Source organism: Thalassospira sp. MCCC 1A02491 (assembly GCF_001613785.1).
In the GTDB taxonomy this organism is placed as follows: Bacteria; Pseudomonadota; Alphaproteobacteria; order Rhodospirillales; family Thalassospiraceae; genus Thalassospira; species Thalassospira povalilytica.
In genome coordinates this window covers 248,488-272,943 of the sequence record NZ_LPVX01000012.1, presented here as the reverse complement: position 1 = coordinate 272,943, position 24,456 = coordinate 248,488, and the positions used below count along the sequence as shown (strand labels likewise).

Annotated in this window: 25 protein-coding genes; 18 read left to right on the top strand and 7 right to left on the bottom strand. The window is 55.5% G+C overall.

The features are described 5' to 3' along the window. Nucleotides 1–63 precede the first annotated feature (63 nt). The 8 genes from AUQ42_RS06440 to AUQ42_RS06405 all read left to right on the top strand — a co-directional run bounded on the left by AUQ42_RS06440 (nucleotide 64) and on the right by AUQ42_RS06405 (nucleotide 7,858). Entirely contained in the window at nucleotides 64–1,080 is a 1,017-nt protein-coding gene (locus tag AUQ42_RS06440) for a DNA-directed RNA polymerase subunit alpha (protein ID WP_068518255.1), read from the top strand. Nucleotides 1,081–1,276: 196 nt separating this feature from the next. Further along, a complete protein-coding gene (gene rplQ / locus AUQ42_RS06435) occupies nucleotides 1,277–1,708 on the top strand; it encodes a 50S ribosomal protein L17 (protein ID WP_068518254.1) in 432 nt (143 codons plus the stop codon). Between the two features lie 235 nt (nucleotides 1,709–1,943). Further along, the gene (locus AUQ42_RS06430) at nucleotides 1,944–3,398 is read left to right on the top strand and encodes a DegQ family serine endoprotease (RefSeq protein WP_068518253.1); all 1,455 of its coding nucleotides are present in this window, start codon (nucleotides 1,944–1,946) and stop codon (nucleotides 3,396–3,398) included. Between the two features lie 27 nt (nucleotides 3,399–3,425). Further along, entirely contained in the window at nucleotides 3,426–4,745 is a 1,320-nt protein-coding gene (locus AUQ42_RS06425; RefSeq protein WP_068518252.1) for a replication-associated recombination protein A, read from the top strand. A gap of 112 nt (nucleotides 4,746–4,857) precedes the next feature. Continuing rightward, on the top strand, nucleotides 4,858–5,463 hold the full coding sequence (locus AUQ42_RS06420) for an FMN-dependent NADH-azoreductase (protein ID WP_068518251.1): 606 nt from the start codon (nucleotides 4,858–4,860) through the stop codon (nucleotides 5,461–5,463). A gap of 228 nt (nucleotides 5,464–5,691) precedes the next feature. Further along, nucleotides 5,692–6,201 carry a DUF1499 domain-containing protein gene (locus tag AUQ42_RS06415; protein WP_068518250.1) on the top strand — a complete coding sequence of 170 codons (510 nt, stop codon included), beginning with the start codon at nucleotides 5,692–5,694 and terminating at the stop codon, nucleotides 6,199–6,201. A 167-nt stretch (nucleotides 6,202–6,368) separates the two neighbouring features. Then, complete coding sequence (crcB, locus tag AUQ42_RS06410; protein WP_068518249.1) at nucleotides 6,369–6,761, top strand: fluoride efflux transporter CrcB; 393 nt, start codon at nucleotides 6,369–6,371, stop codon at nucleotides 6,759–6,761. Then, nucleotides 6,758–7,858, top strand: coding sequence for an RluA family pseudouridine synthase (locus AUQ42_RS06405; protein WP_068518248.1), 1,101 nt, complete (start codon nucleotides 6,758–6,760; stop codon nucleotides 7,856–7,858). Before crcB ends, AUQ42_RS06405 begins: the two co-directional genes overlap by 4 nt. Before the next feature lie 121 nt (nucleotides 7,859–7,979). Here AUQ42_RS06405 and AUQ42_RS06400 read toward each other — a convergent pair whose 3' ends face one another. Further along, nucleotides 7,980–8,240 (bottom strand): hypothetical protein, encoded by a 261-nt coding sequence (locus AUQ42_RS06400; RefSeq protein ID WP_068518247.1) that lies wholly within the window; start codon nucleotides 8,238–8,240, stop codon nucleotides 7,980–7,982. 203 nt (nucleotides 8,241–8,443) lie between these two features. Here AUQ42_RS06400 and AUQ42_RS06395 point away from each other — a divergent pair, with 203 nt between their 5' ends. Further along, on the top strand, nucleotides 8,444–9,142 hold the full coding sequence (locus AUQ42_RS06395; RefSeq protein ID WP_068518246.1) for an HAD-IA family hydrolase: 699 nt from the start codon (nucleotides 8,444–8,446) through the stop codon (nucleotides 9,140–9,142). Then, a complete protein-coding gene (locus tag AUQ42_RS06390) occupies nucleotides 9,129–9,605 on the top strand; it encodes a hypothetical protein (RefSeq protein WP_068518245.1) in 477 nt (158 codons plus the stop codon). Before AUQ42_RS06395 ends, AUQ42_RS06390 begins: the two co-directional genes overlap by 14 nt. 101 nt (nucleotides 9,606–9,706) lie before the next feature. Here AUQ42_RS06390 and AUQ42_RS06385 read toward each other — a convergent pair whose 3' ends face one another. Next, nucleotides 9,707–10,321 (bottom strand): HAD family phosphatase, encoded by a 615-nt coding sequence (locus AUQ42_RS06385; protein ID WP_068518244.1) that lies wholly within the window; start codon nucleotides 10,319–10,321, stop codon nucleotides 9,707–9,709. Between the two features lie 286 nt (nucleotides 10,322–10,607). Between AUQ42_RS06385 and AUQ42_RS06380 the strand changes: the two genes are divergently transcribed. Beyond that, nucleotides 10,608–11,432 carry a dienelactone hydrolase family protein gene (locus AUQ42_RS06380; RefSeq protein WP_068518243.1) on the top strand — a complete coding sequence of 275 codons (825 nt, stop codon included), beginning with the start codon at nucleotides 10,608–10,610 and terminating at the stop codon, nucleotides 11,430–11,432. Between the two features lie 72 nt (nucleotides 11,433–11,504). Here AUQ42_RS06380 and AUQ42_RS06375 read toward each other — a convergent pair whose 3' ends face one another. The 3 genes from AUQ42_RS06375 to AUQ42_RS06365 all read right to left on the bottom strand — a co-directional run bounded on the left by AUQ42_RS06375 (nucleotide 11,505) and on the right by AUQ42_RS06365 (nucleotide 14,203). After that, nucleotides 11,505–12,275, bottom strand: coding sequence for an ABC transporter permease (locus AUQ42_RS06375; RefSeq protein ID WP_068518242.1), 771 nt, complete (start codon nucleotides 12,273–12,275; stop codon nucleotides 11,505–11,507). Between the two features lie 18 nt (nucleotides 12,276–12,293). Continuing rightward, the gene (locus AUQ42_RS06370; protein WP_068518241.1) at nucleotides 12,294–13,079 is read right to left on the bottom strand and encodes an ABC transporter ATP-binding protein; all 786 of its coding nucleotides are present in this window, start codon (nucleotides 13,077–13,079) and stop codon (nucleotides 12,294–12,296) included. A 101-nt stretch (nucleotides 13,080–13,180) separates the two neighbouring features. After that, a complete protein-coding gene (locus AUQ42_RS06365) occupies nucleotides 13,181–14,203 on the bottom strand; it encodes an ABC transporter substrate-binding protein (protein WP_068518240.1) in 1,023 nt (340 codons plus the stop codon). Nucleotides 14,204–14,485: 282 nt separating this feature from the next. Here AUQ42_RS06365 and AUQ42_RS06360 point away from each other — a divergent pair, with 282 nt between their 5' ends. Beyond that, nucleotides 14,486–15,205, top strand: a complete 720-nt coding sequence (locus tag AUQ42_RS06360) for an ATP12 family chaperone protein (protein WP_231856697.1) — start codon at nucleotides 14,486–14,488, stop codon at nucleotides 15,203–15,205. Nucleotides 15,206–15,371: 166 nt separating this feature from the next. On the opposite strand, the gene AUQ42_RS06355 is transcribed toward AUQ42_RS06360, so the two are convergent. Beyond that, the gene (locus tag AUQ42_RS06355) at nucleotides 15,372–16,343 is read right to left on the bottom strand and encodes an ABC transporter ATP-binding protein (RefSeq protein WP_068518307.1); all 972 of its coding nucleotides are present in this window, start codon (nucleotides 16,341–16,343) and stop codon (nucleotides 15,372–15,374) included. A 316-nt stretch (nucleotides 16,344–16,659) separates the two neighbouring features. Between AUQ42_RS06355 and AUQ42_RS06350 the strand changes: the two genes are divergently transcribed. The 6 genes from AUQ42_RS06350 (at nucleotide 16,660) to AUQ42_RS06325 (ending at nucleotide 22,940) form a co-directional block, all read left to right on the top strand. Further along, the gene (locus tag AUQ42_RS06350; protein WP_068518238.1) at nucleotides 16,660–18,192 is read left to right on the top strand and encodes an acyl-CoA carboxylase subunit beta; all 1,533 of its coding nucleotides are present in this window, start codon (nucleotides 16,660–16,662) and stop codon (nucleotides 18,190–18,192) included. A gap of 30 nt (nucleotides 18,193–18,222) precedes the next feature. Further along, nucleotides 18,223–20,223 carry an acetyl-CoA carboxylase biotin carboxylase subunit gene (accC, locus tag AUQ42_RS06345; RefSeq protein ID WP_068518237.1) on the top strand — a complete coding sequence of 667 codons (2,001 nt, stop codon included), beginning with the start codon at nucleotides 18,223–18,225 and terminating at the stop codon, nucleotides 20,221–20,223. Nucleotides 20,224–20,459: 236 nt separating this feature from the next. Continuing rightward, a complete protein-coding gene (locus AUQ42_RS06340) occupies nucleotides 20,460–21,194 on the top strand; it encodes an HAD family hydrolase (protein ID WP_068518236.1) in 735 nt (244 codons plus the stop codon). Then, entirely contained in the window at nucleotides 21,187–21,570 is a 384-nt protein-coding gene (locus tag AUQ42_RS06335) for a DUF1244 domain-containing protein (RefSeq protein WP_197460795.1), read from the top strand. Before AUQ42_RS06340 ends, AUQ42_RS06335 begins: the two co-directional genes overlap by 8 nt. A 27-nt stretch (nucleotides 21,571–21,597) precedes the next feature. Further along, nucleotides 21,598–21,912 carry an acylphosphatase gene (locus AUQ42_RS06330; protein WP_068518235.1) on the top strand — a complete coding sequence of 105 codons (315 nt, stop codon included), beginning with the start codon at nucleotides 21,598–21,600 and terminating at the stop codon, nucleotides 21,910–21,912. A gap of 173 nt (nucleotides 21,913–22,085) precedes the next feature. Continuing rightward, entirely contained in the window at nucleotides 22,086–22,940 is an 855-nt protein-coding gene (locus AUQ42_RS06325; RefSeq protein ID WP_068518234.1) for a 5'-nucleotidase, lipoprotein e(P4) family, read from the top strand. Between the two features lie 97 nt (nucleotides 22,941–23,037). On the opposite strand, the gene AUQ42_RS06320 is transcribed toward AUQ42_RS06325, so the two are convergent. Next, nucleotides 23,038–24,450: an FAD-binding oxidoreductase gene (locus AUQ42_RS06320; RefSeq protein ID WP_068518233.1), complete on the bottom strand. Its 1,413-nt coding sequence runs from the start codon at nucleotides 24,448–24,450 to the stop codon at nucleotides 23,038–23,040. Nucleotides 24,451–24,456: the final 6 nt, after the last annotated feature.

Genomic DNA, 24,456 nt, shown 5'->3' with positions numbered 1-24,456 from the left:
GTTTCTCGCGAGGGCAGATTTTTGTCCTCCTTACCATAGGCTCCAGTTGCGAAGGTGGGTCTCGTGATTCAAAAGAACTGGCAGGAACTGATTAAGCCGACGAAGCTTGATGTTACTCCGGGTACAGATGCCAGCCGCATCGGTACGATCGTGGCGGAACCGCTGGAGCGCGGTTTTGGTCAGACTCTGGGTAACGCGCTGCGTCGCATTCTGCTGTCGTCGCTCCAGGGTTCGGCGGTGACTGCGATCCAGATCGACGGTGTATTGCACGAATTTTCGTCGATTCCGGGTGTGCGTGAAGATGTTACCGACATCATCCTGAACATCAAGACCATGGGCGTGCGTATGCATGCAGAAGGTCCGAAGAAAATGACCTTGAAGGCGACCGGCCCGGGTGCCGTCACCGCAGGTCAGATCGAAACCGGCGCTGATATCGAAATCCTTAACCCGGATCTCGAACTTTGCCATCTTGACGATGGTGCTACGCTCAACATCGAATTTACCGTTGATAACGGTAAAGGCTATGTCGCAGCCAGCGCACACAGCTCTTCGGATGCGCCGATCGGTCTTATTCCGATCGATGCGATCTTCAGCCCGATCCGTAAAGTGGCCTACAAGGTGGAAAACACCCGTGTTGGTCAGGATACCGATTTTGACAAGCTGTCGCTGACCGTTGAAACCAACGGCGCACTGACCCCGGAAGATTCGGTTGCACTTGCTGCCCGTATCCTTCAGGACCAGCTGTCTCTGTTCGTCAACTTCGAAGAGCCGGAAGCGGTTGTCGAAGAGAAGAAAGAAGACGAATTGCCGTTCAACCGTAACCTTCTTCGTAAGGTTGACGAGCTTGAACTGTCGGTACGTTCGGCAAACTGCCTGAAGAACGACAACATCATCTATATCGGTGATCTTGTTCAGAAGACCGAAGCAGAAATGCTGCGTACGCCGAACTTCGGCCGTAAGTCGCTGAACGAAATCAAAGACGTGCTGGCTCAGATGGGCCTGCATCTCGGTATGGAAGTCGGCGGTTGGCCGCCGGAAAACATCGAAGAACTTGCTCGCAAGTTCGAAGATCCGTTCTAAGAACGGGTCTTCGGCCTTCGGGCCGTTATCGGAACATCCGTGTTCCAAACCGGATAACCCAGTTGTTTGGGCATCCGGCGGGCGAGTTGCCCACACCGCACGTGCATGACCTGGCCTTTGTATAAAGTGATCAGGGTGGCGGCGCGGTTTTACAATCGGTTTCGTGAGCGAAGCCAGGCTATTTAGGAGAGTTACCATGCGTCACGGTATGCAAGGCCGTAAGCTTAATCGTACTTCGTCCCATCGTAAGGCGATGTTTGCCAACATGGCAGTTTCGCTGCTCACCCACGAGCAGATCAAAACCACTCTTCCGAAGGCCAAGGATCTTCGCCCGTATGTCGAAAAACTGATTACGCTGGGCAAGCGGGGCGACCTGCATGCACGCCGTCAGGCTATTTCGATCCTGCGTGACGATAAAGTCGTTGCCAAGCTGTTCGGCGAAATCGCTGACCGCTACAAAGAGCGTTCCGGTGGTTACACCCGCGTTCTCAAGGCTGGCTTCCGTTACGGCGATGCGGCTCCGGTGGCTGTGATCGAACTTGTCGATCGCAACGTCGAAGCAAAAGGCGCGGCTGACCGCGCTCGCCTCGAAGCAGAGGGCGAAGGCGAAGAATCAGCTGCTGAATAAGCAACGCTTCGGCCTTTAAGAAACAGAAACGGGCGATGCCATACGGTGTCGCCCGTTTTCTTTTGGCGCTTTGCAATCCCTCGATGGCCCGGTCACCGGGCAATCTCGCAAGGCTGTGACATTGTTCATATTTCTGCCAAGGTTGCGCGGCAGTCCTTGTTTTCCTAATTGAGCATTTGCTACGCGGAATGCGGTCGCATCCCCGAACTGTTTGACGAAAAAGAGAGAGTGTGTCGTGCAGGCAAGATGGATTCCCACCATTTTCACAATCGCCGTTCTGGCCCTTGGTTCGGTTGCCGGTTTGAACCCGGCACATGCCCAGAACAACATCCAGAATGACGACAGGCGCCTGCCCACCAGCCAGGCCGAGATCAAGATGTCTTTCTCGCCACTGGTCAAACAGACGGCCCCGGCAGTGGTCAATATCTACACCAAAAAGGTGGTCGAGCAGCGCCAGCGCACCCCGTTCTTCAATGATCCGTTCTTCAAGCAATTCTTTGGCGAACGGTTTGGCGGTGCTTTCGGGGCACCGCGCCAGCGGGTTGAACGTTCATTGGGGTCCGGGGTGATTGTTTCGGGCGACGGGACCATTGTGACCAACCATCATGTGATTGATGGTGCCAGCGAAATTCGTGTTGTGTTGCATGACAACCGTGAATTTGATGCCGACCTTGTCGGGTCGGATGAACGTACCGATCTGGCGGTTCTGAAATTGCGCGGGGTTGAAACCGCATTGCCAGCGATCAGTTTCGGGGATTCCGATGCGGTCGAAGTCGGTGATCTTGTTCTTGCCATCGGTAACCCGTTCGGGGTTGGACAGACGGTGACCAGCGGGATTGTCTCGGCCCTTGCACGCGCCGGTGTCACCGGACAGGATTATCAATCCTTTATCCAGACCGATGCCGCGATCAACCCGGGCAACTCGGGCGGGGCGCTGATTGATATCGATGGCAAGCTGATCGGGGTCAATTCGGCGATCTTTACCAAATCGGGCGGATCAAACGGCATCGGGTTTGCCGTGCCGGTCAATATGGTCAAGGTCGTGATGCGTGGCCTGATCAGTGGCGATTTGCGCCGTCCGTGGATTGGGGCCACCGGTCAGGCAGTGACGGCCGATCTGGCAAGTTCGCTTGAACTTGATCGTCCGCATGGTGTTTTGATCAGTGCGATCCGTGATGGCAGCCCGGCCCAGCGTGGCGGTCTGCTGGCCGGGGATGTGGTTGTGGCGGTCAATGGACTTCCGGTCGACAATCCCAATGAACTCAAATTCCGGATCGCGACACTGGAACTTGATGGCAGTGCCAAACTGACGGTGCTGCGCCGTGGCAAGGAAACCATCCTGTCGATGCCGCTCGAAGTCGCCCCGGAAGAACCGGCACGCGATGAAAGTGTGATTGAAGGCACCAACCCGTTCAGCGGCGCAAAGGTTGCCAATATGAACCCGGCACTGGCCGATGAGCTTGGCGTTGATACGCTGAGCGAAGGGGTGGTGATCCTTGGCGTTGCCCGTGACAGTCTGGCGCGGCGTGCACGGCTTCAGGCCGGCGATTATATTGTTGAAATCAATGGTCAGAAGATTGACTCGGTCGCCCGCCTGAAGGAAGTTGTCAAAGCAGGCCAGCGCGGTCGGGACTGGAAAATCGCGGTCAAACGCGATGGCAAGGTTTTGACAGGCGAGTTTACCCTGTAACCGCCACCCGTAACGAGAAGACCGTTCATGCCATCCCTGTTTGAAAGTCAGGTAACCCGGCCCTTGGCCGACAGACTGCGCCCCGCCAAGCTTGACGAGGTGGTCGGGCAGGGGCATCTGTTTGGCGATGACGGTCCGATCACGCGCATGATCAAAACCGGGCGGGTGCCCTCGGTCATTCTGTGGGGGCCGCCCGGCTGCGGTAAGACGACATTGGCGCGTCTGATGGCCGATGTTGCCGACATGGCGTTTGAACCGCTTTCGGCGATCTTTTCGGGGGTGTCGGACCTGCGCAAGGTGTTCGAACGTGCCCGTGGCCGCCGGTCAACCGGTGGCGCAACCCTGTTGTTCATCGATGAAATCCATCGTTTCAACAAGGCCCAGCAGGACAGTTTCCTGCCCTATGTCGAAGATGGCACCATCACCCTGATCGGTGCGACGACCGAAAACCCGTCATTCGAGCTGAATGCCGCCCTGTTGTCGCGCTGTCAGGTGCTTGTTCTCAAACGCCTCGATGATCAGGGGCTTGAAGAACTTCTGGTGCGGTCCGAAAAGGAAATGGGGTTTGATCTTCCGGTAACGCCCGAGGCCCGCGAAACCTTGCGTGCCATGGCCGACGGGGACGGGCGCTATTTGCTGAACCTTGCCGAAGAACTGTTTTCCATGCCGCCCAGCGACACCAGCGATGATGGCCCGCTGGGTGTGGCCGAACTGGCCCGCACCGTGCAAAAGCGCATGCCGATCTATGACAAGGGCGATGACAGTCATTACAACCTGATCAGTGCATTGCATAAATCCATTCGCGGTTCGGACCCGGATGCGGCCCTTTACTGGTTCAACCGCATGCTGGCTGGGGGCGAAGATCCCAAATTCGTCGCCCGTCGCCTGACTCGTATGGCGGTCGAGGATATCGGCCTTGCCGATCCGCAGGCCCAGCAATTTTGCATCGGTGCCTGGGAATCCTATGAACGGCTTGGCAGCCCGGAAGGCGAGCTAGCCCTGGCGCAGGCGGTGATTTATCTCGCACTGGCGCCGAAATCGAATGCCGGATATTCGGCCTATAAGAAATCGCTCAAGATTGCGCGTGAAACAGGGTCTCTGATGCCGCCGGCCCATATCCTGAATGCACCGACCAAACTGATGAAGGATATCGGGTACGGGACCGGATATGCCTATGACCATGATCAGGAAGACGGCTTTTCCGGGCAGAACTATTTCCCCGAAGGCATGCGCCGGCAGAATTTCTATGAGCCGGTCGAACGCGGTTTTGAACGCGATCTGAAAAAACGGGTCGAGTATTTCGATCGATTGCGTCAGGAACGGCAACAAAAGCGCGGCAAGAACTGATGCTGCATGGCGTCATTTTGGAAACAATCTGGTGACCAGTATCGGGATAAACACCGAACAGGGAACAGGTTAGGTTCAGGTCAACAAACGAACACGCTTTTGGAGACCTCAAATGACCAATATTCTGCACGTGAATGCATCTGTGAATGGTGAGAATTCCAACTCCCGCCAGATCGCATCCAAACTGATCGCGCGCATTGTCGCTGCTGATCCGTCCGCCAAAGTCGTTGAGCGTGATGCCAATGACGCGGAAATCACTGCACTGACCGGTGAAACCGTTGGCGCTTTCTACACCCCCGAAGAGTCCCGTTCCGACGCACAGAAGGACGTGATTGCCGTTTCCGACAAAATGGTTGCCGAAGTTCAGGCCGCCGACGTTATCGTCATCGGCGCGCCGATGTATAACTTCAGCGTGCCTTCGACCCTTAAGGCCTGGGTTGACCTGATTGCACGTGTTGGCGTGACCTTCCAATACACCGAAAACGGCCCGGTTGGCCTGCTGAGCGGCAAGAAAGCCTATCTGGTGGTTGCCACCGGTGGCGTGCCGGTCAACAGCCCGGCTGACTTCGCAACCCCGTATCTCAAGCAGGTTCTTGCTTTTGTCGGTATCTCCGATGTTGAAGTGATCGACGCGTCGGGCTTTGCGGTAAATGCCGAAGAAGCCATGGAACGTGCGATTGCCAATGTCGAAGCAGTGGCCTTGCCATCAGTTGCCTGATGTCAACGCACTGATCTGACGATCCATGCCAACCCGGTGATCGGCGAAAGCAACTTTCCCCCCCCCCGTTCGCTGATTGCCGTGTTTGCATCCTGTGATGCCCGACTGTTCCCCAGTCGGGCATTTTGATTCCGGATCAATCCGTATTATTGTGGTGCCGTGTCCGCGTGTGTTGTCTGCCGCCAACAGCACGTTAACAGACAGGTGGTGCCATTGAGACGACTGGTTATGTTTGCTGTTTGGGGTTTGATCGTCCTTGCCGGGATATTTGTGGTTATCCGCTTTACCGGCCTGATTGACCATATGTTGCCGGCTGGTGACCCGCCCAACTTCACCTTTGCACCGGAAACACCGGTGCCACAGGCCCGCAATTTCTTTATTGCCTGTCCGCCCGGACGATCCCCGCGCACCGACCGCGCGATGCCAAGCCCGTCATTTGATGCGACGGCGGCTACATTGGCCGATGTGATGATCGAAACCGCACCGGCACATGGCATGCAATTGATGAGCGGCGTTCCCGGGGGCAAACCGGGCCGGCTTTACTTCCTTGCCAGAACACCGGTCTTTCATTTCCCGGATTGGGTCGAAGTCGAATTCATCCTGCCCGAACAGGGCGGTGATATCACATTCTGCCTGTTTGCCCAGTCGGTGTACGGACTTGATGATATCCAACAAAACGAAAAACGCACCCGCGCCTGGTTGGCGGATGTTGTCGGAAGGATGGGGCCGTCCGGGTGATGCCTGAATTGTTCTGATTCTGAAAGATTGAAAATACGTGCGCTCTGGGGTCTGATGACCTTTCAGGGCGTGCTTTGTTACGGTGTGAAAAAGGGTTCAGATATTGCCATGGCCCCATGCCGTTTTCACACGTGACTTTTGATGTTTGAAAGAATAGGTTCCGCGCCATGCAATTTTCACCGTTGTTAATCGCTTCCATTGCCTTTGGGGGTGCTGTTGGTGCGGTCGCACGTCACAGTGTGTCTGTCATGATGGGCTCGATGCTGGGCAATGGATTTCCCTGGGGGACGCTTACGGTCAATATCGTGGGATCTTTCCTGATGGGGGCGCTGATCGAACTTTCGGCCCTGAAACTTTCGATGGGACCGGAAATGCGCGCGCTTCTTGTGACCGGTTTTCTGGGGGCGTTTACAACCTTTTCGACTTTTTCGCTGGATGTCGCGACCCTATATGAACGAAACAATCTTGGCCTGTCGGCCTTGTATGTCATTGTTTCGGTTGTGGTCGGTATTTCGGCATTGTTCGGCGCGATGGCGCTGGTAAGGGGTATTCTGCAATGAGTGGTGTCACTCTGCGCAAGGTCAAAGCTGACGAGGCCGATATCCGGCTTGATCGTTGGTTCAAGCGCAACTGCCCGGAATTTACATTCGGGCAGGTTCAAAAGTTTCTGCGTGGTGGCCAGATCCGTGTGGATGGCAAACGTGCCAAGGCCAACCAGCGGGTTGAGCCGGGACAGGAAATCCGCATCCCGCCGGTGCCGGTAATGTCTGGTGGCGGTTCGGAACCATGGGCCCAGGACGGTGCCTATAACCCTGCCGAAGTCCAGCAGCGCAAACAGGCCGGTCCGTCAAAATCCGATGCCAGCGAGGCAGAGCTTCAGGCCCTGCGCGATTCCGTCATTTTCTATGACGAAATGGTGCTGGCGATCAATAAACCCGCCGGTCTGGCGGTGCAGGGCGGGACCAATACCAGTCTGCATGTTGACGGGATGCTCGATGCCCTGAAACTCGACAGCAAGGAACGCCCGAAACTGGTGCATCGTCTTGACAAGGACACCAGCGGTGTTTTGCTGCTGGCCCGTTCGGCGTCTGCGGCCCATGCCCTGACCAAGGCGTTCAAGGACAAATCCACCCGCAAACTTTACTGGGCGATTGTCACCGGCGCACCGGCGGAACGCGAAGGCCTGATTGACGCACCGCTTGCCAAGCTGGCCGGCAAGGGCGGGGAAAAGATGGTTATTGACGAAAAGCTCGGCAAATCGGCGCAAAGCGTGTTCCGGCAGCTTCATCGTGCCGGGCGCAAGGCCGCCTGGCTTGCCCTGTCGCCGCTGACCGGTCGTACCCATCAGCTGCGCGTTCATTGCGAGGCAATCGAATGCCCGATCCTGGGTGACGGCAAATATGGCGGGGCCAAAGCATTCATCGATGGTCTGTCCAATCAGATGCACCTGCATGCGCGCGCGATTGATTTCCCGCATCCGGTGACCGGTCATCGTGTGGTGATCGAAGCACCGGTGCCGCCGCATTTTGCCGAAACGCTGAAAAAGCTGAATTTCGATCCGAAAACGCCGACCAAATTCCTGACCCCGGAAATTCACCGTGAAAAGGAAGAAAAGCCGAAACCCAAGGCCAAACCGTCGCGTGCGCGTAAGAAATAACGCCCGATCAAATGACCCGATAACGCGAAAAGCCGACGCAATGCGTCGGCTTTTTCGTCCCTGTCTGAAGTCAAAACCAAAAGGCGTTGAATGACATTCGAGCTTATTATCAAGCGGTATGTTAGTTTTTGCCGAAACGTTTTATGAAGGCATCATACACCCGGTTCAGATGCTGGGCATGAACCGTATTTCCCATGCGTTCGCACATTTCAGCCTGACCTTTGATCATGAACGCAATGCGCTTGCGGCCTTGCGTCGTGTGAACCATGCTCTCGCCTTCCTCGAGTGCGGTCACAATCGGGATTTGCTCACACTCGGCAATCGCGAGAATTTCTTCCTCCTTAAGGTCGCTGAAATCTATACAGTCCCGTAGCGTGAGCATCGCCTGCCTCCGCTGTCATAAAGGTCAGAACCACAGTATAGCGCGCCTTTGGGGTGATCAGAAGAAGTTCAAATTTCACCATTGGTTTCCGGTGCTTCGGGCAAAGCAAAAAATGGTTCTTGGTTGCAGATGTCAGGGACTCGATCTTTGATCGGCTTTGGATTAGGTTCTGCCTTTCCGTTAGACAGGATGAAAGACCCCACATGACCACAGATCCGCTCAGACTTGTCGTATTTGATTGTGACGGCACGCTAGTCGACAGCCAGCATGCGATCTCCCATTGCATGGACCATGCCTTTGCACAAAACGGGCTTGATTGCCCGGGGCTTGAAAATACCCGCACGATCATCGGTCTGAGTCTGCCCGAAGCCATCACCAAACTGGCCGCCCCCAACCGTATTGACGATGCCCTGATTGATGCCATCACCGTGGCCTACAAGACGGCGTTCTTTACCCTGCGCCAGACCCCTGACTTCCACGAGCCGCTGTTTCCCGGTGTGCGCGAAGTTCTGGCCGAGCTTGACCGTCGCCAGTGGCTGAGCGGCGTTGCCACCGGCAAGGCCCGTCGCGGTCTCGATGCCGTACTGGCCCGGAATGAACTTGAAGGCCGGTTCGTAACGCTTCAGACCTGTGACAATCACCCGTCAAAGCCCAATCCGGCGATGCTGATGGCTGCTCTTGAGGAAACCGGTGTGGATGCGCCCAATGCGGTCATTGTTGGCGATACCAGCTATGATATCGAAATGGGCCGTGCCGCGGGCATGATCGCGATTGGTGTCGACTGGGGCTATCATGATGTCGATACCCTTCATAAATCCGGCGCACATGCCGTGATCAGCCATTTTGATGATTTGCCTGTGGTTCTTGACAGAATATGGGAAAGTGACCGTGACGCCGCTTAAAAACCCGGATCTGGCACCGATCCGTTTTGAATTGACGATGGCAATCGATCCCGAAGATGCCTTTGATGCCTTTACCAAAGGCTTCGGGGACTGGTGGCCGACCGACAGCCATTCCATTTCCAAAAAGGATTGCCTGGCGATTGTCCTTGATCCGGCGGCCGGGGGTGAAATTGTCGAACATGTCAAAGGCAAGGACGACATTCCGTGGGGCCGGATCGATATCTGGCAGCCGGGTGAACGGATTGCCTTTACCTGGCACCCGGGATGGGATGCTGGCGATTTTACCCGGATTGATGTGCGGTTTGGCCTGAATGATTTCGGGCGTTGCGTCATTCGTCTTGAGCACGGGGCATGGGAAAATGTCGGCGATATCGCACCGGCATTGCGGGACGGATATCTGTCGGGCTGGGAATTCGTGTTTGGTGAATGTTTCGCCAATTACCTGCGAACAGCGCGCCGCTAAGCCCGAAATCAGACCATAAATCTCGGGTCTTTGGACTGAAATGCAAAAGGGCACCCTGTGGTGCCCTTTGTCATGTCGATTTGATGTGGGGTGATGTCGGGTTAAAAGACCCGGTCTTCGATCAGTTCGCGGTGCAGTTTGACCGGATCGCGGAACCAGTGGGTCATGAAGCCCATTTCGCGGGCCTGCTGGATGTTCTTTTCGCTGTCATCGATAAACAGGGTTTCGCGCGGGTTAAGTTTGAAACGCGCACAGACCAGTTCGAAAATTTGCGGGTCGGGTTTGGCAAGCTTTTCCTGCCCCGATACCAGAATACCTTCAAAGTGATTTAGGAAGTCAAACCGTGCCAGCGCATGTGGCCATGTTTCCGCCGACCAGTTGGTCAGGGCAAACAGGCGGACTTTCTTGCGTGCTTTGAGGTCTTCCAGAATGCCGACAGTACGTTCGATCGGGCCTTTCATCATTTCGGGCCAGCGTTCGTTCCATGCAGCAATTTCGTCATGATAGTGCGGATAGCGATGCTGAAGATCGGGGATCGAATTGGCAAAGCTCAGCGCGCCCTTGTCATGCAAAAAGTTCCAGTGCGGATGGCAGACTTCGGTCAGGAATTTTTCCATTTCCGCGGGGTCGTTGAAAATCTTGCGATACAGGTGACGCGGATCCCAGTCGACAAGAACCCCACCAAGATCAAACAGGACAGTTTCGATATCGCGCATGATGTTTCCCTATGTCTCCCCGGGGCAATGGATTGCGTGTTACGGGTTGGTTAAACCAGTTGGCACGCGCAATCGCAAGCTGCAGTTTCTTGAAAGATTGCAGATGCGCTATGATCTTGCCGGGGAACGGGAACGTAATAAGGGTCATTCCAGATGACCGGTGTGCCATCATGCCCCGCCAGGCGGTTGGTCTTGCCGGTCGATGACATGATTGTCATTTGCCAAAACCCGGTGCGGTTGCAAATGATAAACGTTCTGCAAAACAAGAATCAGAGGAGGCCTGAACATGTGTACGCTTGATGGATGTGGTTCTCACGAACATCTTGGTCCGCCGCCCAAGGCGACCGACGAAGACCGTCGACTGTTTCTCAAAGGTGCTGTTGCCCTGCCGCTTGCTGTAATTCTTGCCGATCCGATGCTTGCCCATGCGGCTGGGTCGACGCTTGAAAAAGTCACGATTACGACCCCCGAAGGCGACGCCATGATGGCCGAAATCGCCATGCCGGCAACGCTTCCGGCACCGACGGTCATTCTGATCCATGAATGGTGGGGGCTGAATGACCAGATCCGCGCGGTTGCTGCGGAATATGCCAAACAGGGCTATATCGCGCTTGCGGTTGATCTGTATGGCAAACCACCTGCAACCACGCCCGACGGGGCCAAGGCACTGATGGCCGGGCTTGATCCGGTTGCCGCAACCCGCAAGTTGCAGTCATCGGTCGCGTTCCTTCGAAATCACAAGGACTCAACGGGCAAGGTCGGCTCGGTCGGCTGGTGCTTTGGCGGCGGATGGTCGCTTAATACTGCCCTTGCCACCGATATCGATGCTGCTGTGGTCTATTACGGCAATGTCAAAAAGACCCCGGAACAGGTCGCAACCCTCAATGCGCCGTTGATGGGGCATTTCGGCACCCTTGATAAAAGCATCAACAAGGAAATGGTCGAAGGTTTCGAGGAATCCCTGCGCATTGCTGGCAAGTCGGACTATCAGTTCTTCTGGTATGATGCCGATCACGCCTTTGCCAATCCAAGTGGCGGCCGCTATGACAGCGAAGACGCCATGCTGGCCTGGGAACGCACCATGGCGTTCTTTGATCAGCATCTGGGATAGTCCCCGGACGCAATTGTATGATGAAAAAAAAGGCCGGGATGACCCGGCCTTTTTATTGGTCTGATGATTGGATCAGGTGGTCTGGTTGCCGCGGTTCGCCCATTTGGTCGAACGGCGTTCAATGACGTTGAATATCTCGTACATCGCAATGCCCATCACCGCGATCACCAGCAATCCGGCAAAGACCAGCGGCATGTTGAATTTCGACGATGCGGACAGCATCAGATATCCGACACCGACATTCGATGCCACGGTCTCGGAAATCACCGATCCGACAAAGGCCAGCGTGATCGCAACCTTCAGCGATGCAAAGAAATAGGGCATGGCACGCGGGAAGCCGACCTTGACCAGAATGTCGGTGCGCGTGGCACCAAGAGAGCGCAACACATCGCGCAATTCCGGTTCCAGTGTGGCAAGCCCGGTGGCGACATTGACCACGATCGGAAAGAACGAAATCAGAAACGCGGTGATGATGGCCGGCACGGTGCCGATGCCAAACCACATGACCAGTACCGGTACAAGGGCCACTTTCGGGACCGAGTTGAACCCGACCAGAAGCGGGTTGGCCGCATCATAAATCGCCCGGCTGGACCCCACCAGCGCGCCCAGGATGACCCCGAACACCACAGCAATGGCAAAGCCCGCAAGGGTCGTATAAAGCGTGTGAACCGCATGCATCCAGATCGCTTCATGGAATTGCCAGCCGACAATGATGCTTTCGGACGGGGTCGGCAGGACATAGGGCGGAATATTGAAGATCCGCACGATCAGTTCCCACAGAACAAAAAGACCGATCGCACTGAGCCACGGGGCTGCTTTGGAAAGATTGGGTTTCTTTTTCATGATAATTGCCCGCCCTTCTTAGGATTCTCGCACGTCACGGATGTGACTGCGCAGTTCATGGACAAGGTCGGTGAATGGCTGGGTAAAGGTGGCTTCCTGATCGCGCGGGCGGGGCAGGGGATTTTCACGCTCTACCAGAATTTTGCCAGGCCGCTTGGACATCACATAAATGGTGTCGGCCAAATAGGCTGCTTCGCGCAGGTCATGGGTCACCAGAATGACGGTAAAGGGACGCACCATCCAAAGGTTTTGCAAAATGTCCCAAAGCTCTTCACGGGTAAAGGCATCAAGCGCGCCAAACGGTTCATCAAGCATCAGAAGATCCGGTTCATGGATCAGGGACCGGCACAGTGATGCGCGCTGCTGCATGCCGCCGGACAATTCCCAGGGATATTTGTCTTCGTGGCCTTCAAGGCCGACACTGGCCAGAAGTTTGCGCGCGCGTTCTTCGTATTCGGCCCGGTGTTTGCGCAACCGGTTGCGATGCGGTTTGACGATTTCCATGGGCAGCAACACGTTATCAAGTGTCGTCCGCCATGGCAGAAGGGTCGGGTTCTGGAATGCCATGCCGACAATCTTAAGCGGTCCGGCGACTTCCTTGTTATCGACAATGACGGTCCCCTCGGACGGGGGCATCAGGCCGGATACAAGTTTCAGCAACGAAGATTTGCCGCAGCCCGACGGTCCGACAACAGCAATGAACTCGCCCTTGCCGATCTTCATATTGGTGGTTTCAAGTGCCAGATCATCGCCTTCGCTATAGCGCAGCCTGACGTTGTTGAGTTCGACAAAGCTCTTCGACACTGCAGTTAGTCCCCCTGCCTGGTCTTGGTCGTTCTTTTTGTGAAATCGGATGTGGTCAAAAGGAAACCGGGGCGGAAAACCGCCCCGGAATGCATTGTGACTTATTTGATTTTGCGGTCTTCGGCACCGGGCATGAAGATATCGGTAAAGACATCGCCAACGGTCGGCTTGTTTTCAAAGCCAAAAGCAAGTGCGACCTGATCAATCGCCTTTGCCATGCGGTCGGTTTTGACCAGACCCATGCCGTTTTCAAGCGTATCGGGGGTGACGACATTTTCATCAATCGCCATCTGAAGACGCTGCAATTCCAAGGCCGGGTCAATCAGCGGATCGACTTCCTTAAGGGCTTCGATTGCCGATGCCGGATCGGCAATTGCCGCACGCCAGCCTTTGACAACACCGCGCAGGAAGCCGCGCAGTTCTTCTGCATGGTTTTCCATCATGTCAGGCGACGCCAAAAGGCCGTTGCCATAAAAGTCCATGCCGAAATCCTTATACTGGAAAACGGTCAGGTCATCCTTGGTCACACCTTGTGCCTGAAGATTGAGGATGGATGTGAAGTAATGGCCGGAAATGGCATCAACATCGCCCCGCACCAGCATCGGTTCACGCAGCGGCGGATCCATGCTTTCCCAGGTCACATCATCAAGTTTAAGCCCGGTTGCCGATGCAAATGCCGGATAAAGCTTGCGCGACGCATCAAAGACCGGGGCGCCAAGGGTTTTGCCGACCAGGTCTTCGGGTTTGGTGATGCCCGATTTCTTGAGCATGAACAGCGAAAATGGCGGGCGGTCATAGACCATGAAGATCGATTTCATGGCGCGATCGGGGTTCGATGCGTTGAATTCGACCAGCGAGTTGATATCGGCAAGCGACACGTCATAGGCACCGCTGGCGACGCGGGTAATCGCGCCAACCGAACCGTTGCCTGAGTCAATCGTGACATCCAGGCCTTCTTCGTCAAAATAGCCGTTTTTCTTGGCCAGAAGGTACGGGGCTGCCGGACCTTCGAATTTCCAGTCGAGCGAAAACTTGATCGCCATTTGCGCCATTGCCGAATGCGCGCCAAAAGCAACCGCCGCCCCAAGTGCTGCACCCAAAAGTCGGTTTGTAAAAGTCGTCATTTGTTAAGAAGCCTCCTGTTTCGGGCCGATAATGCCGACCCTGCAACCGAATAATCCCCTGATGACACAGCAATTCACATGCCATGTCGCGAATGCACCCGCTTTGCCGCGGATTTGTAATCTTCACGAAACAGAGTAGAGTTGTTTATTATTTGGTCAATGGGGCAAATTGATCAAAAATTATACAGAATTTCTTGATAATCGCCCAATCAGCGTTCTGTTCACGGCCAATCGCGATTAAAAGGCCTTGCGCAGCGCGCTGCTTTTAGGCATATGGCGATCATGCTTACAAAAACGATCAATCGCTTCTACAAAAAAGCCGAAGCTGTCGCAGATGACAGCGGTTCGGGTTGGCGCGTGCATCTTGACGGGCGCGCAGTGAAATCGCCGGCAAAGGCAGAATTCCTGCTGCCGTCAGAAGTTCTGGCGCGCGAAATTGCCGCGGAATGGGATGCGCAGGGGGAAAAAGTTCAACCCGCGACCATGCCGATCATGCAGCTTGCGGCAACCGCCATCGATCGGGTGGCGCCAAATCGTGCTGCTGTGATTGCCGAGCTGACCGGGTACGGGCGGTCTGACCTGTTATGTTATCGTGCGACCTTCCCCGAAGATCTGATCGAACGTCAGGCCAAGGCATGGCAGCCGCTGCTTGACTGGGCAAAGGACGGCCTTGGTGTCACGCTTGCCGTGACCGAGGGCGTGATGCCGATCAGCCAGGATGATGCATCGCTTCTGCGGTTGCAGGATCATGTCGAAAGCTTTGATGACTATCACCTGACCGCATTGCACAGCCTGACCACGGTGTCGGGGTCGGTGATTATCGGTCTTGCCGTGATGAACCGTCAGATCGACACCCAGCGGGCCTTTGAGTGCGCCATGCTTGATGAAGAATACGCGATCGAACAATGGGGCGAAGACGCTGAAGCCGTCGCGCGCCGCGACCGTCATCAGGCGGAATTGCTGGCAACCGGCCGCTATCTTGATCTTCTTGCCGGTCGCTAGGCACCGGGCAGTGTCGCCAGCCATCTGATGGCTGGTTTGATATCCCTTGATCCGTAAATGTCGGGTTTCACATGGTCCGGGTTTCTGCTGGCGGGCCGTGTGTGGTGCGTCGTTGTCTGGGTGCGTGAGTGTGCCGTGGTTTGAGTGCCTGAATGTGTGTGGTGTCTTAGTGCATCCAGCGCGCAATCAGCTTGTGCTGAACGGCGGCCTGTGCCGCCACCCGGTAATAGGACAGCAATTCGCGCATCGGCGATGACATCCGGTCAAACCCGGATATGAACGCAACGATAATGCCGACCGACGTTGCCCCTTCAAGCACCAGATACCCCCCGACAAACAGCACGCAAATCGGTGCCAGCGCATTCAGAAAATTGATCAGCGCCTTCATACCGAATTTCAGAAAGAACAGCCGCATCCGGTTGTCAAATATGTCATCAATCCCGCGATTGATGGTGGTCAGCCGGTCACGGTTTTCCGCACCGGGTGACAGTTCGGACAATTCGTCACTGACGGATCGCATCTTGTTGACCCGATCTTCGATCAGGGCGTTGATGCGTTTCTGAATAACCGGCACCAGCGCGACTTGCGGGATCAGGGCGACCAGCCCGATCACGCCAATCACCGGCTCGACACTGATCATATAGCCCAGCCCGAATATCAGCATCCCGCTATTGACGACGGGTTGTGACAGCCCGTCACCGACAAAGCCTCCCAGCTTTTCGATTTCCGAGCCGATGATCGAGACAGCGCGTCCGTTGCCTTCATCTTCGTCACCGGTCTGATTGTCGGCATGAAGCCGCGACAGGTGCTGTCTGTTGTAACGGATGGCGCTTTCACTCAGCCAGCCTTCATACATGCGCAGCGCCAGCTTGATCAGGCCATGTACGATGATGATCGCCAGATAGATTGACGCCAGGATGGTCAGAAGTTGGTAATTCTCCTGCGTGATCGCATCATCGACAATCCGCCGTTGCAGCTCGATCGGTGCGATGCCAAGCGCAGCAACACTGACCGCCATCAGGCAAACCGCCACCTGGTGCCAGCCGCTCATGCGCCAGACATAGCGCCACAATGACGGGGCAGGGCGGTCATCGCCGGTACGTTCGGGCGCGCGCGGAGAAAAATGAAATCTGGGCATACGGCTTAACTCATATGTTTGGGCAGAATTTCCGGTGGGCGGCTTGGCTGCAAGAAGCATGTCGCCGCCAACGCCCAAGGGCAAGAACTGTCTGTAATGCCGGGCATATCCGGCCACTTGCCTAGACTTTAGTCCAGCCCATCCTGATATATCGCAATGACGTTAGGGAAATCAGGCATTTGCGGCTATTTTTGTTGTGGTTCGATCGTGTGAAAAATAATTGGCATTCCAGTACCGAATAATGCTATTTCATTTCACAGGACGCGCACATTGGGCGAAATGTGCAAAACGCCTGATCACAGCAAGGAAAACACAAATGCAAGATATCGTCGCCAAGCTCGAAGCGAAACGCGCCGAAGCCGCCATGGGCGGTGGCCAGCGCCGCATTGATAATCAGCACGCCAAAGGCAAGCTCACCGCGCGTGAACGCCTTGATGTGCTGCTTGACGAAGGTTCCTTCGAAGAATGGGATATGTTTGTCGAACATGATTGTGTGGATTTCGGCATGACCGAAAACCGCATCCCGGGCGATGGTGTTGTGACCGGGCATGGCACGATCAATGGTCGTCTTGTCTTTGTGTTTTCACAGGATTTCACCGTGTTTGGCGGGGCGCTTTCGGGCGCGCATGCGCGCAAGATCGGCAAGATCATGGATCAGGCAATGAAGGTCGGCGCGCCGGTCATCGGCCTGAATGATTCGGGCGGTGCCCGTATTCAGGAAGGGGTCGAAAGTCTTGCCGGCTATGCCGATGTGTTTCAGCGCAATGTCGAGGCATCGGGCGTCATTCCGCAGATTTCGCTGATCATGGGGCCATGCGCCGGTGGGGCGGTTTACAGCCCGGCTATGACCGACTTTATCTTCATGGTCAAGGACAGCTCCTATATGTTCGTGACCGGGCCTGATGTGGTCAAAACCGTGACCCACGAAGAAGTCACCCATGAGCAACTGGGCGGGGCATCGACCCATACCCAGATTTCCGGTGTTGCCGATCTGGCCTTTGACAATGATGTGGACCTGCTGTTGCAGACGCGTCGTTTCATGGATTTCCTGCCGCTTTGTAACAAGGAAGATCCGCCCGCCCATCTGTGCGAGGACCCGATCACGCGTGATGATTTCTCGCTTGATACGCTCGTGCCTGAAAACCCCAACATGCCCTATGACATGAAGGAGCTGATTACAAAGATCGTCGATGAAGGCGACTTCTTTGAAATTCAGCCCGACTACGCCAAAAACATCATCATTGGCATGGCACGCATGGATGGCCGCACCGTTGGCGTGGTCGCCAACCAGCCGATGGTTCTGGCCGGGTGCCTGGATATCGACAGTTCGAAAAAGGCCGCGCGCTTTGTGCGGTTCTGCGATGCCTATAACATTCCGATTGTCACCCTTGTTGATGTTCCGGGCTTCATGCCGGGCACCGCACAGGAATATGGCGGGATCATCAAGCATGGCGCCAAACTTCTTTATGCCTATGCCGAGGCAACGGTGCCCAAGGTCACCGTGATCACGCGCAAGGCCTATGGCGGGGCTTATGACGTTATGGCGTCCAAGCATCTGCGCGGTGATGTCAACTATGCCTGGCCAACCGCCGAAATCGCGGTGATGGGGCCAAAGGGTGCTGTGGAAATCATTTTCCGGTCCGACATGAACGACCCGGCCAAGATCGAAGCCCGCACCGAAGAATATCGCGAAAAATTTGCCAACCCGTTTGTCGCTGGTCGCAAAGGGTTCATTGACGATGTCATCATGCCGCACGGGACCCGTCGCCGTGTGTGCAAGGCGCTTGGCATGTTGCGCAACAAGGACATCAAGAACCCGGAAAAGAAACACGGCAACATTCCGTTGTAAGCCGCCAAGACAAATTGGGAGACAGAAAGAATGTTTAGCAAAATCCTGATTGCCAACCGCGGTGAAATTGCCTGCCGCGTGATCAAATCAGCCCGCAAAATGGGTATCAAAACCGTTGCGGTTTATTCCGATGCGGATAAGGCCGCCCTGCATGTGCAGATGGCTGACGAGGCCGTGCATATCGGACCGGCACCGAGCAACCAGTCCTATCTGATCATTGATAAGATCATCGAGGCCTGCAAATCCACCGGGGCAGAGGCCGTTCATCCGGGCTATGGCTTCCTTTCGGAAAACCAGGCCTTTGCCAAGGCGCTTGATGCCGCCGATATCGCCTTTATCGGCCCGCCGAACGGCGCGATTGCCGCCATGGGTGACAAGATTACCTCCAAGAAAATCGCTGCTGACGCCGGGGTTTCAACCGTTCCGGGCTATATGGGGGTCATCAAGGACACTGATGAAGCGATCAAGATCGCCAATGAAATCGGCTATCCGGTGATGCTCAAGGCATCGGCGGGCGGTGGCGGCAAGGGCATGCGCATTGCGCGCAATGACGCCGAATGCCGCGAAGGATTCGAACGTGCAACGTCGGAAGCCGCAAGCTCGTTTGGCGATGACCGTGTATTCGTTGAAAAATTCGTCGAAGAACCGCGCCATATCGAAATTCAGGTGCTGGCCGACAAGCACGGCAATGCGATCTATCTTGGCGAACGTGAATGTTCCATTCAGCGCCGCCATCAGAAAGTCGTCGAAGAAGCCCCGTCACCCTTTATCGATCCGGCAACCCGCAAGGCCATGGGCGAACAGGCCGTGGCCCTGGCGCGCGCAGTGGATTATTGCTCGGCCGGGACGGTGGAATTCATTGTCGATAAGGACAAGAATTTCTACTTCCTTGAAATGAACACCCGTCTTCAGGTCGAACATCCGGTGACCGAACTTGTCACCGGGCAAGACCTTGTCGAATGGATGATCAGGATCGCCGATGGTCAGGAACTCACCCTTAAACAGGATGACGTGACCTTGACCGGCTGGGCCATGGAAACCCGCGTCTATGCCGAAGACCCGTTCCGTGAATTCCTGCCCTCGACCGGGCGTCTGGTGAAATATCAGCCGCCCGCCGAAAGTGCGACGGTGCGTGTTGATACCGGCGTCTATGAAGGCGGCGAAATTTCGATGTATTACGACCCGATGGTCGCCAAGCTGATCACCTATGGCGAAAATCGTGATCAGGCGATTGGGGAAATGCGCGCAGCCCTTGATGCCTATTACATTCGCGGCATTTCGCACAATATCCCGTTCCTGGCTGCTGTCATGGCCAACAAACGCTTCCAGGATGGCAATATCACCACCAACTTCATTGCCGAAGAATATCCGGACGGCTTTTCGGCCGATGATCTTCCCAATGAAGACCCGGCAACGCTTGTTGTTGTCGCGGCATACCTTAATCAGCGTTATGCCGAACGCAATTCCGGCATCACCGGACAGGTCAGCGACCATCCGATCAAGGTCGCCGAAAGCTGGGTCGCGGTAAGTGGCGATGAACACACCCCGTTTGATATCGAGTTTGATGGTGTTAACGGCGATTACATCGTCGCCATCGGCGATCGCAGCTATGGCGTGGTGTCGGACTGGAAAATCGGTGATCCGATGTTTGTCGGTGAAATCGACGGCGCGCCGGTTTGTGTGCAGATCGATATCGAAGGTGTTGGCTTCCGACTGTCATCAAACGGGGTGCAGCGCAGCTTCAAGGTTCTTCTGCCCCGCGTGGCAGAACTTCAGAAACTGATGCCGTTCAAAGCCCCGCCGGACATGTCGAACTTCCTGCAATCACCGATGCCGGGACTTCTGGTCAAGGTCTCCGTGACCGAAGGCCAGACCGTCCAGCCGGGCGAGGAACTTTGCATCCTTGAAGCCATGAAAATGGAAAACGTGCTGAAAGCCGAAAGCAAAGGTGTGGTCAAAAAAATCCATGCCGAACAGGGCGCAAACCTGTCGGTCGATGCGATCATCATCGAGTTCGAAAAAGACGAATAAGCCACCCGATCCCTCAAGGGTGATATCCGCACAAGGCGCTGGCGATCAAATCGCTGGCGCCTTTTCTTTTAACCTGTTCAACCGCTTGCTTTTTCAACCCCTTTCGCAAGGCGATCACGCATATTAAATACAGACAACGGGGCTTTACGCCGGGTTTGCACTGCCATATGGTCGCAAATCGAGGCTGTACTTCCCGATGAATACGGCCATCCAATAACAAGAAACGAGGCGTGAATATGTACAAGCTGATTGCTTTTGATGGCGACGATACCCTGTGGCACAACGAGCCACTTTTCCGCGAAGCCCATGTGCAGCTGCGCGAAATGCTAAGCCATTATGTCCCGGCCGATCAGGTTGATGACCGGCTTTATCAGGCCGAACTGGCCAATCTTTCAATCTATGGTTATGGCGTTACCGGCTTTACCCTGTCGATGATCGAAACCGCGATCGAACTTTCCGACCGCAAGATCAGTGCCGAAGATATCCACAAGCTGGCCGAAATCGGCAAATCCATGCTGCGCGCGCCGACCCGCATCATTGATGGCGCCGAAGATGTGCTTAAACGCTATGCCCATGATCCGAAATACAAGGTGGTCCTGATCACCAAGGGGGATCTGATCGCCCAGCAGCTCAAGATCGACCGGTCCGGGTTCGAAGACCTGTTTGACGGGATCGAGATTGTCTCGGAAAAGGACCCGCTGACCTATCGCAATATCTTTGGCCGCTATGGCGTGGAGCCCGAAGACGCGATCATGATCGGCAATTCGATGAAATCCGATATTCTGCCGGTGCTTGCGTGTGGCGGGTCTGCGATCCACATTCCCTATGAAATCACCTGGGTTCATGAAATGGTCGATCAGACCGAGATTGAAAACCAGAATGTCGTGACCGCCGAAAGCATTGCTGATGTTCCGGCCATGATTGAACAACTTGAACAACATCGAACAGCGGGAAGTATGGAACATGTCTGATTGCGCCGGTTCTGAAATGTCGACGGCGGCGGTTCTGGCCAATGGCCCGGCAGCCGATCTTGATCCGCAAACCAAACTGGAACTCGAAGCCGCGGCCTTTCGCGGGCTTGTGAAGCATCTTCAGGACCGCAAGGACGTTCAGAATATCGATCTGATGAACCTTGCCGGGTTCTGCCGCAACTGCCTGTCGAAATGGTATCTTGCCGCGGCCCGCGAACGCGGTGTGGCAATGGATTATGACGGTGCGCGCGAAGTCGTCTATGGCATGACCTATGACGAATGGAAAGATAACCATCAGGCCCCGGCAACTGACGAACAGAAACAGAAATTCGTCGATACCGCCCATCTGCATGCCAAAATCCCCGGTGCAAAGTAACCTGCGTCCGGGGGAAGGAGTGCGACCATGACCGACACACGCCCCGATCCAGCCACCGGCAAAGGCAACATATCCGTTCACGCCCGGATCGAAGGCCGGGTGCAGGGGGTATGGTATCGGGCCTGGACCGTTGAAGAAGCCCGCAAGCGCGGCCTGACCGGCTGGGTGCGCAATCGCACCGATGGCACGGTCGAGGCCGTCTTTTGCGGGCCGGTGGACCGCGTGCAATCGATGATTGGGGCCTGTCACGAAGGGCCGCTTCATGCCCGCGTTGACCGCATTCACGAAGAACCTGCCCTGGAAGACGGTTTCACCGGTTTTGAAAAACGGCCAACCGCCTGACACAGCATCGACCTGCGGTCATGTGGCGCTATTGTCAAAATAACTTAATCAGCCTTTTTCGGTGCAATCGCCGAAAAAGGCTTTTTCTTTGATGCAGTGCGATGGCATTCTAGCGGCATCCTGTCTGTATGGTCAGCATCCATTTGGTCGGGAAATCAACAGGGAGAATACAAATGACCTTTATCGCGAAATCATTCGGTGTGGCTGCCATTGTTGCGACCACCGCCTTTTGCGCGGTTGGCGCGCAGGCGCAGGAACCGGCACAGAATGACGGTTTGAACGGAACGCTTTGGCTTCAGACCTCGGTCGAATACAAAACGACCGCCATGTCGGTCTATGCCGGTGCGACCCGTCTGCTGGACGCTGCTATTGGCGATCACAGCTGGACCGCCGCCCTTGAACAGGACGGCAACTATATGGCCAAACCGCCGGCCGTGATCCTTGACGTTGATGAAACGGTTCTGGACAACTCGAAATATCAGGCATGGGTTGTAACGGAAAACACCTATTACAGCTCCAAGACCTGGGCGAAATTCGTTCATGACATGGTTTCAACCCCGACCCCGGGTGCGCTGGAATTCACCAAGGCGGCTGCTGCCAAGGGTGTTGAAGTCTTCTATGTGTCAAACCGCAAGGCACCGGAAGAAGCCCCGACCATCGAAAACCTTAAGAAATACGGTTTCCCCTATGCCGATGAAAAGCACGTGATGCTGCGCGGCGAGATCGAAACCTGGGGGTCGGCCAAGGCACCGCGTCGTCAGGCAGTTGCCGATGATTATCGTGTCATCATGATGTTTGGCGACAACTTTGGTGACTTCACCGACGATATCGATGGCACCATTGATGAACGTCTTGCCGTCATGGACAAATACGCGACCTATTGGGGTGAACGCTGGTTCATGCTGCCAAATCCGAGCTACGGTTCGTGGGAATCGGCGGCCTTTGGTGGTGACTGGGGTAAATCCGGTGGCGAACGCCGTCAGGACAAGCTCAATGCCATGGATCCGTGGGCAGGCCCGGGCGAATAAGCCCATATCAGCTTGATGACGATGAAAGGGCGCCTGATCGGGCGCCCTTTTTGCATGGCCGGTTATAAGGCCGGTTGGATGGGGCGAAGAAGACCGCTCAGACGATCTTGCCGGGGTTCAGGCGATGATCCGGATCGATCGCATCCTTGATCGCATGCAACAGTTTCATTTTCTCGGCACTGGCATAGCGCGCAAGCTCGTCACGTTTAAGCTGCCCGATGCCGTGTTCGGCGCTGATCGATCCGCCAAGATCGGCAACGATGTCATGAATGACGCTGTTGAGGCTTTCCCACCGGGCCAGATAGTCGGATTTCTCCATCTGGACGGGCTGGCTGAAATTGAAATGGATATTGCCATCGCCGACATGCCCGAACGGGCAGGGGCGAATGCCCGGGATCAATGCCGATGCGGCTGCGATACCGCGATCGAGAAGATCAGGCACCTTTGACACCGGAACCGACACATCATGCTTGATAGATCCGCCTTCAAACCCCTGTGCCTCGGGGATGCCTTCGCGGATGGCCCACAGATTGGCCCGCTGCTTTTCCGACTGGGCGATGGTGGCGTCTGTTGCCAGACCGATTTCAACCGCATTGCTTAAAAGATCAACCAGAAGCGTCTGCAAATCATCATTGGGGCGCGATGACGTCAGTTCGATCAGAACATGCCAGTCGGTTTGCGTGGCAAGCGGACGTGTCAGCCCCTTAAGGTAAGTGACCGACATATCATGGGCAAAGCCGCTGATCAGCTCGAACGCGGCAATGCCGTCGCCGGTATGGCGGCGCGCCAGTGCCAAAAGATCAATCGCGCAGGCCGGTGATGGCACGGCAAGCCAGGCGGTGGCAACATGTTGCGGCTGTGCAAACAGCTTTAATGTTGCCTTGGTAATGATGCCAAGCGTGCCTTCCGCCCCGATAAACAGATCACGCAGGTCATACCCGGTATTGTCCTTGCGCAATTTGGAAAGCCCGTTCCAGATGCTGCCATCGGGCAGAACAACCTCAAGGCCAAGACACAATTCGCGCGCATTGCCATAACGGATGACATTCAAGCCACCGGCATTGGTCGCAAGGTTGCCGCCAATCTGGCAGGTGCCCTCCGCCCCAAGTGACAGCGGGAAAAGAAGATCATGTTTGGCACAGGCGTCCTGAATGGTTTGCAGGATCGCACCGGCCTCGACCGTTGCGGTGAAATCGCGATCATCAATTTCAATGATGCGGTTCATGCGTTTGAGATTAAGCAAAACCTGTCGCGGGCCGGCAACTGCCCCGCCACAGCGTCCGGTATTGCCACCCTGCGGCACAATTGCGATATCATGTGCCGCACAGATCGCAACGGCCTTTGCAACTTCTTCGGTGCTGGCCGGAAACAGGATGATTTCGGCCTTGCCTTCAAATTTGCCCCGGGCCTCGGCATTGTGGGATGCCAGAATGTCGGCGTCCGTGCTGATCCCCTTGGGACCCAGCAGGGTTTGCAATTCATCAATCACGCCGTCTGGCAGATGGGACATGGCAGC

Coding starts and splice junctions, on each gene's coding strand:
- rplQ (WP_068518254.1), top strand. CDS start 1,277: ATGCGTCACGGTATGCAAGGCCGTAAGCTTAATCGTACTTCGTCCCAT.
- AUQ42_RS06425 (WP_068518252.1), top strand. CDS start 3,426: ATGCCATCCCTGTTTGAAAGTCAGGTAACCCGGCCCTTGGCCGACAGA.
- AUQ42_RS06420 (WP_068518251.1), top strand. CDS start 4,858: ATGACCAATATTCTGCACGTGAATGCATCTGTGAATGGTGAGAATTCC.
- AUQ42_RS06415 (WP_068518250.1), top strand. CDS start 5,692: ATGTTTGCTGTTTGGGGTTTGATCGTCCTTGCCGGGATATTTGTGGTT.
- crcB (WP_068518249.1), top strand. CDS start 6,369: ATGCAATTTTCACCGTTGTTAATCGCTTCCATTGCCTTTGGGGGTGCT.
- AUQ42_RS06405 (WP_068518248.1), top strand. CDS start 6,758: ATGAGTGGTGTCACTCTGCGCAAGGTCAAAGCTGACGAGGCCGATATC.
- AUQ42_RS06400 (WP_068518247.1), bottom strand. CDS start 8,240: ATGCTCACGCTACGGGACTGTATAGATTTCAGCGACCTTAAGGAGGAA.
- AUQ42_RS06395 (WP_068518246.1), top strand. CDS start 8,444: ATGACCACAGATCCGCTCAGACTTGTCGTATTTGATTGTGACGGCACG.
- AUQ42_RS06385 (WP_068518244.1), bottom strand. CDS start 10,321: ATGCGCGATATCGAAACTGTCCTGTTTGATCTTGGTGGGGTTCTTGTC.
- AUQ42_RS06380 (WP_068518243.1), top strand. CDS start 10,608: ATGTGTACGCTTGATGGATGTGGTTCTCACGAACATCTTGGTCCGCCG.
- AUQ42_RS06375 (WP_068518242.1), bottom strand. CDS start 12,275: ATGAAAAAGAAACCCAATCTTTCCAAAGCAGCCCCGTGGCTCAGTGCG.
- AUQ42_RS06365 (WP_068518240.1), bottom strand. CDS start 14,203: ATGACGACTTTTACAAACCGACTTTTGGGTGCAGCACTTGGGGCGGCG.
- AUQ42_RS06360 (WP_231856697.1), top strand. CDS start 14,486: ATGCTTACAAAAACGATCAATCGCTTCTACAAAAAAGCCGAAGCTGTC.
- AUQ42_RS06355 (WP_068518307.1), bottom strand. CDS start 16,343: ATGCCCAGATTTCATTTTTCTCCGCGCGCGCCCGAACGTACCGGCGAT.
- AUQ42_RS06350 (WP_068518238.1), top strand. CDS start 16,660: ATGCAAGATATCGTCGCCAAGCTCGAAGCGAAACGCGCCGAAGCCGCC.
- accC (WP_068518237.1), top strand. CDS start 18,223: ATGTTTAGCAAAATCCTGATTGCCAACCGCGGTGAAATTGCCTGCCGC.
- AUQ42_RS06340 (WP_068518236.1), top strand. CDS start 20,460: ATGTACAAGCTGATTGCTTTTGATGGCGACGATACCCTGTGGCACAAC.
- AUQ42_RS06335 (WP_197460795.1), top strand. CDS start 21,187: ATGTCTGATTGCGCCGGTTCTGAAATGTCGACGGCGGCGGTTCTGGCC.
- AUQ42_RS06330 (WP_068518235.1), top strand. CDS start 21,598: ATGACCGACACACGCCCCGATCCAGCCACCGGCAAAGGCAACATATCC.
- AUQ42_RS06325 (WP_068518234.1), top strand. CDS start 22,086: ATGACCTTTATCGCGAAATCATTCGGTGTGGCTGCCATTGTTGCGACC.
- AUQ42_RS06320 (WP_068518233.1), bottom strand. CDS start 24,450: ATGTCCCATCTGCCAGACGGCGTGATTGATGAATTGCAAACCCTGCTG.